Raw genomic sequence first — 11,051 nt, forward strand, 5'->3', positions numbered from 1 at the left:
GGGCAGGTACAGCGTCATGTTTTGCCAGAAGGCGCAGTTGAGAGGTCGGTGCGACTGGCCGGTGGAATCCAGTCCCTAATTGACGCCCTCGCATCCTCACTTCCGTCTGAAACAGTCGTACTGGAAACCCGTGTTAATGCAATCCAACTGGATGAAGCTGAAGGAATCACAATAGAAGCAGAGCAATCTGATGGAAAAAAGAAAAGCATTCGGGCTGCCGCTGTCATCCTAGCATTGCCGCCTCGAATACTGGCAGAAAGGATTGCTTTTTCACCGGCACTCCCTGATGGGCTTATAGCCGGCCTGAAAGATAAGCCGACTTGGATGGCGGGACAGGCCAAGGCAGTAGCCGTTTATGAACGGCCGTTCTGGAAGGATTCTGGTCTTTCCGGCCAGGTTACTAGCTGGGCCGGTCCGTTGCAGGAAATTCATGATGCTTCACCTGACACAGGATATGGGGCACTTTTTGGCTTTTTCGGGCTTCCAGCAAAAATGCGGCAAGAACTTGGTGAGGAACATACACTGAGACTGGTCATTGACCAACTGACACGGCTCTTTGGCCCTTCGGCTGAAAAGCCAATTGCTCTCTTTTATAAAGACTGGGCGAGCGATTTGGATACAGCTGTTGAGGAAGATGCACAACCGTTGACCAGCTTTCCGGACTATGGACTGCCGGCAGGTAAGAGTTCGTGGGAAAAGAGGATTATTTTTGCGGGTACTGAAACAGCGCCTGGACATGGCGGACATCTTGAAGGGGCACTTCGATCAGCGGAGCGAGCGGTCTCTATAGTGACGGAAATGGTTAACAGTAATTAGCATAAGGGATAAAGAGGTAAAACAAAAGCGCCACCTTTCCGATAATTGGGAAGAGGCGCTTTTTTTGATGTTCCATTGGAGGTAATACTATGCTTGGTTGCCTTATATTCACAAACATGATAGAAACGGTGGAGGTTAAATAGTTCATATTACCTACATCGCAATGATATAGTTATAAAAAACTAACTTGAGAGGAAGCTTAATACATGAGTTGTAATGCGTGTGTTGTAGGAAATTTGCAGTTTGAGATCAAGGTTGATGGGGAACGGAATTTGTTCACCTATCCTGAAGTGGTTCGGCACATGGATCGTAACGGTGTTTTGCTTCGGGCTGATGGGAATGTATTAGTTGTAAGTGAAGCGGGATTGAAGGATTTCCTTGATTTTTGCCATGATCATATGGATTCTGAGAATGTCTTTTTCCGGCTTGATGATGGGGAATGGCGGCAGCTGGCAGAAGCAGGGGTAATCCTCGATAGCCAGTGGATTGACGAGGTCATTCGCAAGGAACTTGTGACCTGCCATGCTCAGCCGATCCTTAATGCAGAAGGCGAAATTTATGCGTATGAGATGCTGGCCCGGTTTTACCGAGAGGATGGGTCAATGATTTATCCTGGGGAAATATTCGGGGCGGCGAGGAAAAGAGATCGATTGTATGCGCTTGACCGGATTTGCAGGATGGCAGCGGTTAGGGCAGCTTCTTTTACCGATAAAAAGGTTTTTATCAACTTCATCCCGACTTCGATTTATTCACCAGAATTCTGTCTGAAATCGACCACCATGCTGGCAGATAGGTTAGGAGTCAACCCGGATCGGCTTGTATTTGAAGTGGTAGAAACGGAAAATGTGGAAGACACGGATCATCTGAAAAGGATCCTGGCTTTTTACAAAGAAAAAGGTTTCCGTTATGCGTTGGATGATGTAGGCGAAGGATATAGTACACTTGAGCTGCTGTCAGATTTGCAGCCACATTATATGAAATTGGACATGAAGTACGTCCAGGGGGTTGCCGGGGATACTCAAAAGCAACAGACAGCTTCCGCTTTTTTGTCCGAAGCGAAGAGGCTTGGTTCTGTGCCGCTTGCGGAGGGAATCGAGTTGGAGGAAGATTTTAAGTGGCTTAAGGAAAAAGGATATCAGCTATTTCAGGGATATTTGTTCGGAAAGCCTGCTCCAATTGATGTTAAGAAGTTGAATGAAGCATAAAAAAGAAACCGTGTGATACGGTTTCTTTTTTGCTATATGTTCTCGGGATAATTCAGGGAACAGCTTGCTTCCCATCCCTCTTTCATTTCTTTTATCGCTTCAGTCAGAAGCGCGATATCCTTCAGGATTTGCGCTTTGATCATTGTATCCGCACTTGATTGATATTCATCTTTCAGTTGACTTAGTTCCCTCTGGAATAGAAAAAGTGTGAGCAACTTAATCTCCCCTTTTGGTAAAACAATCATTCTCTATCTCTCTATATAGTTCTTAATACCCATGAATCTTGTAGAATAAACATAAAATTTGGCAAAAAACCTCGCCCAACTAAATTGGGCGAGGCTTTTGAATTTACGCTATTGTCTTTTGCGCCTCGAGTACTGCTACAGACTCTTTTCTCTGGTAGTAATACCAGTTTAAGATGATTGAGAGTACATAGAAGCCAATGAAGATAAAGAATGCAGGTGCATAGCCTCCGGAAATATTGATAGACCAGCCGAACAGCTTTGGAATCAAGAATGATCCATATGCTGCGAATGCTGCGGTAAAGCCGAGCACTGGTGCTGCTTCTTTCGGAACGAAAATTCCAGGGATCATTTGGAATGTTGAACCAGAGCCGATTCCAGCCGCAATGAACAAAATCAGGAATGATACCAGGAAGCCGCTGAATTGTTTATTTCCAAGGAAGAAAATGACGCTTCCTGCTCCAGCCATCATCACGACCAATACAATCGCTGTAAGTTTCGCTCCGCCCATCTTATCAGCGAGCCAACCGCCGACAGGGCGTGCAGCTGCAGCAAGGAAGGCACCTAAGAAGGCTAAAGAGATATATTCAGGGAACTGAGATTTCAACAATAGCGGGAATGCCGCTGAATATCCAATGAAAGATCCGAATGTTGCTACGTAAAGCCATGTCATGATCCAAGTATGCTTTCTTTTTACAATGACGAATTGATCTGAGAATGATTGCTTTGTTCCAGGGAGGTTATCCATGCCGAACCATGCTGCGATTGTAACGATCGCAATCGGGATCAGCCAGATGAACGCCGCGTTTTGAAGAAAAACTTCCTGGCCATTTGATAATTTCTGTCCATCTCCAGCGATAAAAGCGAAAGTTCCAGTTGTAATGATCAATGGTGTTACGAATTGAACGACTGATACACCCATGTTTCCTAAACCGCCGTTAATACCAAGCGCTGTACCACGTGCTTTTTTCGGGAAAAAGAAGCTGATGTTGGATGATGAACTTGAAAAGTTCCCGCCACCCAGTCCACAAAGTGCTGCTAGTAAAAGCATGACTGAATATGGTGTTTCAGGATTCTGGACTGCAAATCCAATGCCAACAGCCGGAATTGCAAGAACTGCGGTTGTCAGGACCGTCCAGTTACGGCCGCCCATCATTCCTACGCCAAAAGTGTATACAAATCGTAAAGTTGCACCAACAAGACCAGGCATTGCCGCTAAAGTGAAAAGCTGCTGGTCAGTAAAACTGAAGCCAATGTCATTCAAGCGAATCGCGACTACAGACCAAATCTGCCAGACAATGAATGCGAGCATCAAGGAAGGGACCGAAATCCACAGATTCCGCTTCGCATGCTTTTTTCCTTCAGATTGCCAAAAACGATCGTCTTCAGGATTCCATGTATTTATACGAGCCATTTTAATTCCTCCATGTAATTTTGAATGGGTGTTTACAAGATTAATAAACCATTTATATCACGAAGCAGGTGTGACGTACCTCACAATTCTTTTAGTGCACACAATTCTGTCAAAAAGTCTTGAACAATTTATGACATAGGGTGATAAAAGTAAGTACCCATAAGGGTTTTACCTAATGGAAACACTCTATTTTCTAGTGCAAAAACAGGTGCAAGCACAAGAGAGTAGGATAAGAATAAGGCTGCAAATTACTTCAAAATATTGTCATAGACACATCACAAAGTTGAAACGTTCACTCTTCGATTTTGTGATTTAATAGTATATAGATTGTGAAACTGTGAGCAAAATAGAACGGAGGTAAAGTTAATGAAGTATCCGCATTTATTTGCCGTTGGAAAAATAGGCAGCTAAATTCTTAAGAACAGAGTGGTGATGCCGGCGATGGGAACACTGTTGTCCACTGCAAATGGAGAAATGACGGACCAGCAGATTCGCTATTATGAGGAAAGGGCTGTAGGAGGAGCGGGCTTAATCATCACTGAATTTACGGCAGTTGACTATGAATTGGGAAGAGGTGCAGTCAACCAGCTCAGTATTGATGAAGACCGTTTTATACCGGGATTCCGCAGGCTTGCCGACGCAATTCATACATATGGTGCGAGGGTGTTTGTCCAGCTTCACCATGCAGGAAGAGAGTCAAATTCCTATTTGACAGGAGGGAAGCAAATCGTTGCTCCAAGCCGATTACCTGTGAAGCAATTGGTGAAGAACCGAGGGAGCTGACCAACGCAGAGGTAAAGGGAATCATCCAGCAATTCGTTGACGGGGCAGCCCGCTGCCAGGCTGCCGGCATTGATGGGGTGGAACTGCATGGAGCACATGGTTACCTGATCAATCAATTCCTTAGCCCGAATACAAATGTCCGTACAGATGAGTATGGTGGCAATTTTGAAAAAAGAATGAGATTTATAGAAGAAATCATCACCGGGTCAAAGAGCGGTGTGGTGCTGATTTTCCTGTCACTGTTCGACTTAGCGTCAGTGAATTTGAAGAAGGCGGCCTGGATCTGCCTATGAGCAGGGAAATAGCCGGATATCTAGAAAAAGCAGGCGCTGATGGAATCCATGCGAGCTCGGGGAATTATAATACGATGGAATTAGAACATCCATTGAGAATGGAAATGGAGAATGTCTTTGTGATTGGTGATGCAGCAGGCAATACATCACTGGCAGATGCCACAAGAGAAGGATTTGAAAGGGCATATGCACTTGAATCATTAGTTAGGGAGCCGGCTTTGAAATAGATTTTACAAAAATAAGGGCAAAGGATCACCCGATAATAAGGTGTGAATTCTTTGCCTTTCTTTAAATATAGAGAGAGGCAGATTGCAGATTGTTATTTACCATAAAATTGAACCATGACCTTGAAAACTATAGGCTTTTTCAACATTTAATGTTAGACTGCAATAGTTAATCGGGAATACTAACGGTACAGTTTTCTATAGGAGGATTTTTAATGCTTAACAATGATATAATGATCCGTTTGAGGTACGCGCTGGATATCAAAGATACTGATATGGTAGAGATATTCAAGCTAGGCGGCGTAAACGTGACGAAGGACGATGTCCGCATGATGCTGCAGAGAATTGATGAAGATGAGTATGGGGATGAAGATGTACCTGAGGACTACATAAGAATCAATAACGCGATGATGGAGCAGTTTTTGAATGGCATGGTTACTTTTAAAAGAGGGAAGCGGCCGGGGGAGACTGGTGCTCCGCCACTAACCGGGGAGACTGTGAATAACCAGCTTTTGAAAAAAGTGAAGATTGCCCTGTCGCTCACAAGCGAGGATATGCTCGAGATCTTTGACCTTGCCGGAGTCCGCGTGTCTAAGGGTGAGCTCGGTGCGATTTTGAGAAAAGAAGGGCATAAGAACTATCGGGAATGTGGCGATAAATTCGCGCGGAATTTCCTGAAGGGCTTGGCCTTGAAATTCCGTGGATAGAAATCTTAAGAGACGGTTCTCATGAAGCATGAGAACCGTCTTCTTGTTTGTTGAGCCTTATTTCTTTGATTTTCTGACGCTGTTCCTCTGGCCACCATGCTCCACAATCATCGGAGACCACACAGGCGGCACATTTTTCAAGGTCATAGACTTTCATCCCGCTGATAGGCGGGGAATAGAGGTGGAGGGTGACGAGTCTGCTATTTCCGTCTGCTTGCATTTTATGAATACCTTTCTGTGGAGCATAGAAGAATTTTCCCTGATGGTGGTACTCCTTGAACAGCTCCTTTGGCAGGCTGTTGCCATTAACCTCGTAAACTGAATTAACAGAAGTCCCATTAAGGACCTCGATCCAGCCATGAGAATCACCGTGGTCATGCGGAGCACAATCTAAATCAGACCAGTTCATCACCAGAAGCTCTACTTCCTCGCTTTTATACAGAAGTTTTCGGTAATAAGGCTTACCGGAAGCTGATTGGAGATAGGGCTTCAATTCATCTACAGACATATTGATCTTAGCCAAGGCTTCCTTCATCTCGTGTTTGGAAGGATCTATTAGTGAATCTAACACATTTTTCGCATGAGGATTTATAGTCATAGGCACTCCCACCTTCTTTATTTTTTTAAAATAGCACTCGCCACTAAACGTGCAAGACCACCATTGACAATAACCACTCCAATAATAATTATGATTCCGCCAATCGCACTTATGAGGATGAATTTTTCATGTAGAAGAAAAATAGCAGCAATCAGGGTGACCAGCGGCTCAAGGTATAAGAAAATGGATACCTTTGAAGCATCCAATACCTCTAGTGCTTTTCCCCAATACCAATACCCAATTCCAGAAACAAAAATCGCAAGGAACAGCAGATGGGCCCAATCTGTCTGTGTCAGCATGGGCAGAGATTCCCAGCCTCTGTTGCGGATGATAAAAGGGAGAGTGAGCATAAAGCCGGTTAAGCTCATGTAAAATGTCACTACGAGAGCGGGATAGGGGATGCGCAGCTTTTTTAAAAGGATGGAATAGATTGCCCAGTTCAGCGTACTCAGGATCATCAGGATGAAGCCAATATTCATGGAGAACTCGAAGGAATGACCGCTTCTTGTTGTTGTGACAAGAAAGACACCTACAATCGCGATTATCATTCCAAATCCCTTTTTTACATTCATCTTCTCATGTAAAAATAAAACCGACAGGACCACAGTGAAAATCGGAGCGAACGAAATTAGCCATCCTGCAGACGACGCATTGATGGTCAACAGAGCGGTTGCCTGCAGAAGTTGATGAACGAAGACACCGAGAATTCCAAGGACAATCAAATGTGGAATGTATCCTGCAGATATACGCAGCCTGGAGCGGGTAAACAGTAAAATTACCAGTAAAAACAGCGCCCCGAGTCCAAAGCGGAGTACCATTAATGAGTATGGGTCCAGCTTTTCGAGTACGGCTTTTATTGATACAAATGACACTCCCCAAAAACTGATTGATAATAAAGCATAAAAAGAAGCAGTAAGCTTGGAACGAAACGGAATCATTGCGAGGAATCCTTTCTGATGGACAAGTTTTCTACTAGTCTATGCTTGTCCTGCAGAAAGAAGAATGGATGAAAAAATATCCAATTTTATTTACAAAATAATGTAAACCTGAGATAATGAAGCAAATGATTGAGGAGGGAAAGTAAGTTTATGGAACCAACATCTAATTGCTAATTATTAATTTAATTAATAAGGATTTTGTATTGAGTATAAAAATGCCTATTTACGTAGGTTTATTTCGTTATGCTCTTTATGGAATACGGCAATTAGAAGATAACTTACTTTACTGAATCGTGATACGGATATTTTGGCATGGGCTTATTTGTGCTTGCTGAAAATGTTGATTCAAGACTGTAGGGAGAGCATTCTTCTTATGGTCTTTTTTATTTGGACTGGAACCTGGCAATATTTTCGGCTTTTGAAATCACGGTAAAAGGGAAAAGAGCCAATTATTAAAGAATTTAATAGTAAATAAGTTCTTCTTTGTGCTGTCCATAAAAAGTGTAGCTTCATTATGGATGAAAGAAGGAATTTGCATGTTAGAACTGAAAGTACACGGAATTAAAAAATATATGGAAGCGACACTGGTCGTGAACAGTTTTACATTGGAGGCATTTGAAGGAGATAAGGTTGGGATTGTCGGGGCGAACGGCAGCGGCAAGAGTACGGTTCTTAAGGTGATTGCCGGAATCGAACACATGCATTACTATCCTGGCTATCCGCAGACCTCGAGCCCTGGATATGATGAGGGATTGATTCATCGGCCGAGAGGAGCGTCGTTTGCTTACCTTGAACAGATGCCGTCTTATCCTGCCGGCTTGAAAGTGATCGATGTGCTGAATCTGGCTTTTGAAGAAGTTCATGCTATTGAAAAACAGATGCGTGAAATCGAGGAGCAGATGCAGGAATTGGAGGATGAGGCTCTGGATAAAGCGCTGAATAAGTACAGTGACCTGGTTAATTTATTTGAGGCGAGGGGCGGTTACGAGCAGGAGGAGAAGTTAAGCAAGGTTTGCACCGGGCTTAAGTTTACCGAAAGCTTTTTACAAAAGGATTTTGACTTGCTTAGCGGCGGGGAGAAAACGACGGTAGGATTGGGGAAAATCCTGATTCATCAGCCGGATATCCTGCTGCTGGATGAGCCGACGAATCACCTTGATATGGAGTCAATCGAATGGCTGGAAGGCTTTTTGAAGAATTATAAGGGAATTGTGCTGATTGTCTCGCATGACCGCTATTTCCTCGATAATGTCGTCAATAAAATCGTCGAGATCGAGGACATGGAAACCATCAGCTACAGGGGCAATTATTCCGCTTTTATCAGCCAAAAAGAAGAGAATATGCGGGTGCAATATGAGCAGTTCCGCGAGCAGCAGAAAAAGATCAACAATATGGAGAAGCAGGTCACGAGTCTTCGCGACTGGGCATTGAGGGCGGACAATAACAAGTTTTTCAGACGAGCGGCGAGCATCCAAAAGAAGCTTGATAAAGTGGACCGTATTGATAAGCCGGTTTTTGAACGAAGGAATATGAGGCTTCATTTTAGCGATGCGATGAGGTCGGGGAAGGAGACGATCAAGGCGATCGGTGTTTCCAAGCGCTATGAGGATAAGGTGATTTTTGATGGTGCTGATCTGATGGTTCATTACGGTGAGCGTGTTGGTCTTGTTGGGCCGAATGGCAGCGGCAAGACGACCTTTCTGAAGATGCTTTTGGGCGAGGAACAGCCTGATGCAGGTGTCGTGGAGTTAGGCGCGAACGTGATGGCCGCTTATCTGCCTCAGAAGATTGTTTTTGCGAACGAAGAGCTGACTGTGCTTGAATGCTTCCGTGAGGACATCTCGATTGTCGAGGGTAAAGCCCGCGAGTACCTGGCGAAGTTCATGTTTTACAAAAAGAGTGTCTTCAAAAAGGTGAAGTTCCTGTCAGGCGGGGAGCGGATCAGACTTAAGCTGGCGATGCTGATGTTCCAGGATATCAATTTGCTGATTCTAGATGAACCAACAAATCACCTGGATATTGACTCAATTGAAACGCTCGAAGCAGCATTGGAGGATTTTAACGGTACGATATTCTTCATTTCACACGACCGCTATTTCATCAATAAAATTGGTGAGCGTGTGATTGCAGTTGAGGATGGCAGTTTGAAGAGCTATGAAGGGAACTATGATGATTACAAAAGGGAGAGAGCCGCGCTTGAAGTGGTGCCGATTGTGAAGGAGAAAAAGGAAAAGATGCAGCGAGTGGCGCAGCCGGACCCAGGTGCGAAGCTTTTAAAAAGGATTGAAAACCTGGAGAAAAAAATCACGGAGCTTGATCTGGTGATGGGAGTCAAACAGGATTATGAGGAGCTGGATCAGCTGTATAGCAGGAAGCTGCAATTGAATAGCGAGCTTGAGCTGGCAATGGAAATGTTGTTGAGTACCGGCGAGTAAGGAAGTGGAAGCATGAATTTTTTCATGCTTCTTTTTTTAGTGGTAATAAACACTATAAATATGTTGAAAATGTAGTAATTTTTACCCTCAAAAAGGAATATTTATGGTATAAATAATAGGTAAAAAGTTATAGGGGGATTTAAATGACATTATATGGTTTATTAGTGCTTATTCATGTCATCGCGGCCGTTGTTGGTTTAGGAGCGAGCTTTGGAATGCCGGTTGTCGCCAAGTTCGGTGCTAAATCAGTAACCAATGCAAAAGTATGTTTTGAGATTAATAAGAAGATAGAGGTATTTGCCAAGGTAGGGTCGCTCACCCTGTTGGCCAGCGGGATTTTGATGGCAATCGTCAACCCAACATTGTGGTCGCAAGGATGGTTCATCGGATCATTGATCATTTACATACTCATCCAGCCAATTGTCGCCGGTATACTGCCAAAAACGGTCGAAAAACAGGTCGATCTCGTCATGAACAGCGAGGGTGGCGAATTATCGCCTGAATATCACCAGCTGGATAAAAAAGTCGCAAAGCTGAACGGCATCGCGCATGTTGCAGCCGTTGTACTCATCGTCCTTATGTCAACAAAACCATTCTAGGGGGAAATGAACATGCAAGCAAAGCCAATGTTTTATGATGGACACGGAGAAAACAAACAGGTAACAGGTGCTGCAGGTACACAGGCATCAAGTGTCGTGATCACTGAAGAAATGAGGAAGTTCATCGGCGGAAATCCTTATGTGTTTGTGAAATAGGTTTATTAGGGAAAGTGCTAGCCATTTGGGCTGGCGCTTTTTTTGTTTTTCAGACAGGTTCGTGGCCGAAAGAGGAAAAGCTGTCAGAAGTAATAGCAACTTCAGACAGCTTTGGAGCTGAACGAGGAAAAGCTGTCAGAAGAAGGAGGAACTTCAGACAGGTTTGGGGCTGAACGAGGAAAAGCTGTCAAGAAAACGAAGGAATCATGACAGGTTTGAGTTCACCAGGCCAAAAGCTGTCAAGAAAACAGAGGAATCATGACAGGTTTGGGGTCAAGAGGCTAAAAGCTGTCAAGAAAACGAAGGAATCATGACAGGTTTGGGGTCAAGAGGCTAAAAGCTGTCAAGAAAACGAAGGAATCATGACAGGTTTGAGGTCACCAGGCCAAAAGCTGTCAAGAAAACGAAGGAATCATGACAGGTTTGTGGTCATGAGACCAAAAGTTGTCAAGAAAACAGAGGAATCATGACAGGTTTGGGGTCAAGAGGCTAAAAGCTGTCAAGAAAACGAAGGAATCATGACAGGTTTGAGGTCACCGGGCCAAAAGCTGTCAAGAAAACGAAGGAATCATGACAGGTTTGAGGTCACCAGGCCAAAAGCTGTCAAGAAAACGAAGGAATCATGACAGGTTTGTGGTCAT

The 11,051-nt window shown here is 44.1% G+C and carries 13 protein-coding genes and 1 pseudogene; 10 read left to right on the forward strand and 4 right to left on the reverse strand.

The window, feature by feature from the left end:
- Both ACH0QE_RS09585 and ACH0QE_RS09590 read left to right on the forward strand, forming a co-directional pair.
- The coding region (locus ACH0QE_RS09585) for a flavin monoamine oxidase family protein (protein ID WP_415800475.1) at positions 1 to 816 on the forward strand (816 nt) is incomplete at its 5' end.
- Between the two features lie 206 nt (positions 817 to 1,022).
- Positions 1,023 to 2,021 (forward strand): EAL domain-containing protein, encoded by a 999-nt coding sequence (locus ACH0QE_RS09590; protein WP_415800476.1) that lies wholly within the window; start codon positions 1,023 to 1,025, stop codon positions 2,019 to 2,021.
- A gap of 32 nt (positions 2,022 to 2,053) precedes the next feature.
- On the opposite strand, the gene ACH0QE_RS09595 is transcribed toward ACH0QE_RS09590, so the two are convergent.
- Together ACH0QE_RS09595 and ACH0QE_RS09600 are read right to left on the reverse strand one after the other, a co-directional pair.
- Positions 2,054 to 2,236 carry a hypothetical protein gene (locus ACH0QE_RS09595; RefSeq protein ID WP_415800477.1) on the reverse strand — a complete coding sequence of 61 codons (183 nt, stop codon included), beginning with the start codon at positions 2,234 to 2,236 and terminating at the stop codon, positions 2,054 to 2,056.
- A gap of 133 nt (positions 2,237 to 2,369) precedes the next feature.
- Positions 2,370 to 3,677, reverse strand: a complete 1,308-nt coding sequence (locus tag ACH0QE_RS09600; protein WP_415800478.1) for an MFS transporter — start codon at positions 3,675 to 3,677, stop codon at positions 2,370 to 2,372.
- A gap of 441 nt (positions 3,678 to 4,118) precedes the next feature.
- On the opposite strand from ACH0QE_RS09600, the gene ACH0QE_RS09605 reads away from it, so the two are divergent.
- The 4 genes from ACH0QE_RS09605 (at position 4,119) to ACH0QE_RS09620 (ending at position 5,684) form a co-directional block, all read left to right on the forward strand.
- Positions 4,119 to 4,460, forward strand: a complete 342-nt coding sequence (locus ACH0QE_RS09605; protein WP_415800479.1) for a hypothetical protein — start codon at positions 4,119 to 4,121, stop codon at positions 4,458 to 4,460.
- 23 nt (positions 4,461 to 4,483) lie between these two features.
- The gene (locus ACH0QE_RS09610) at positions 4,484 to 4,753 is read left to right on the forward strand and encodes a hypothetical protein (RefSeq protein WP_415800487.1); all 270 of its coding nucleotides are present in this window, start codon (positions 4,484 to 4,486) and stop codon (positions 4,751 to 4,753) included.
- Positions 4,750 to 4,980 carry a hypothetical protein gene (locus ACH0QE_RS09615; protein WP_415800480.1) on the forward strand — a complete coding sequence of 77 codons (231 nt, stop codon included), beginning with the start codon at positions 4,750 to 4,752 and terminating at the stop codon, positions 4,978 to 4,980. Before ACH0QE_RS09610 ends, ACH0QE_RS09615 begins: the two co-directional genes overlap by 4 nt.
- A gap of 212 nt (positions 4,981 to 5,192) precedes the next feature.
- Positions 5,193 to 5,684: a DUF1456 family protein gene (locus tag ACH0QE_RS09620; protein ID WP_415800481.1), complete on the forward strand. Its 492-nt coding sequence runs from the start codon at positions 5,193 to 5,195 to the stop codon at positions 5,682 to 5,684.
- A 19-nt stretch (positions 5,685 to 5,703) separates the two neighbouring features.
- On the opposite strand, the gene ACH0QE_RS09625 is transcribed toward ACH0QE_RS09620, so the two are convergent.
- Together ACH0QE_RS09625 and ACH0QE_RS09630 are read right to left on the reverse strand one after the other, a co-directional pair.
- Entirely contained in the window at positions 5,704 to 6,282 is a 579-nt protein-coding gene (locus tag ACH0QE_RS09625; protein WP_415800482.1) for a cysteine dioxygenase, read from the reverse strand.
- 17 nt (positions 6,283 to 6,299) lie between these two features.
- Complete coding sequence (locus tag ACH0QE_RS09630; RefSeq protein ID WP_415800483.1) at positions 6,300 to 7,220, reverse strand: DMT family transporter; 921 nt, start codon at positions 7,218 to 7,220, stop codon at positions 6,300 to 6,302.
- A 536-nt stretch (positions 7,221 to 7,756) separates the two neighbouring features.
- Between ACH0QE_RS09630 and abc-f the strand changes: the two genes are divergently transcribed.
- From abc-f to ACH0QE_RS09650, 4 genes and pseudogenes are all read left to right on the forward strand, one after another.
- Positions 7,757 to 9,655 (forward strand): ribosomal protection-like ABC-F family protein, encoded by a 1,899-nt coding sequence (gene abc-f, locus ACH0QE_RS09635; protein ID WP_415800484.1) that lies wholly within the window; start codon positions 7,757 to 7,759, stop codon positions 9,653 to 9,655.
- Positions 9,656 to 9,730 (forward strand): annotated as a pseudogene (locus tag ACH0QE_RS09640) (GlyGly-CTERM sorting domain-containing protein); the annotation flags it as partial. It abuts the gene before it with no gap.
- A 68-nt stretch (positions 9,731 to 9,798) separates the two neighbouring features.
- Entirely contained in the window at positions 9,799 to 10,254 is a 456-nt protein-coding gene (locus ACH0QE_RS09645; RefSeq protein WP_415800485.1) for a DUF2269 family protein, read from the forward strand.
- A 12-nt stretch (positions 10,255 to 10,266) separates the two neighbouring features.
- Positions 10,267 to 10,410: a hypothetical protein gene (locus ACH0QE_RS09650; RefSeq protein WP_415800486.1), complete on the forward strand. Its 144-nt coding sequence runs from the start codon at positions 10,267 to 10,269 to the stop codon at positions 10,408 to 10,410.
- Positions 10,411 to 11,051: the final 641 nt, after the last annotated feature.

This window comes from Mesobacillus sp. (genome assembly GCF_047739415.1).
Lineage (GTDB): Bacteria > Bacillota > Bacilli > Bacillales > Cytobacillaceae > Mesobacillus.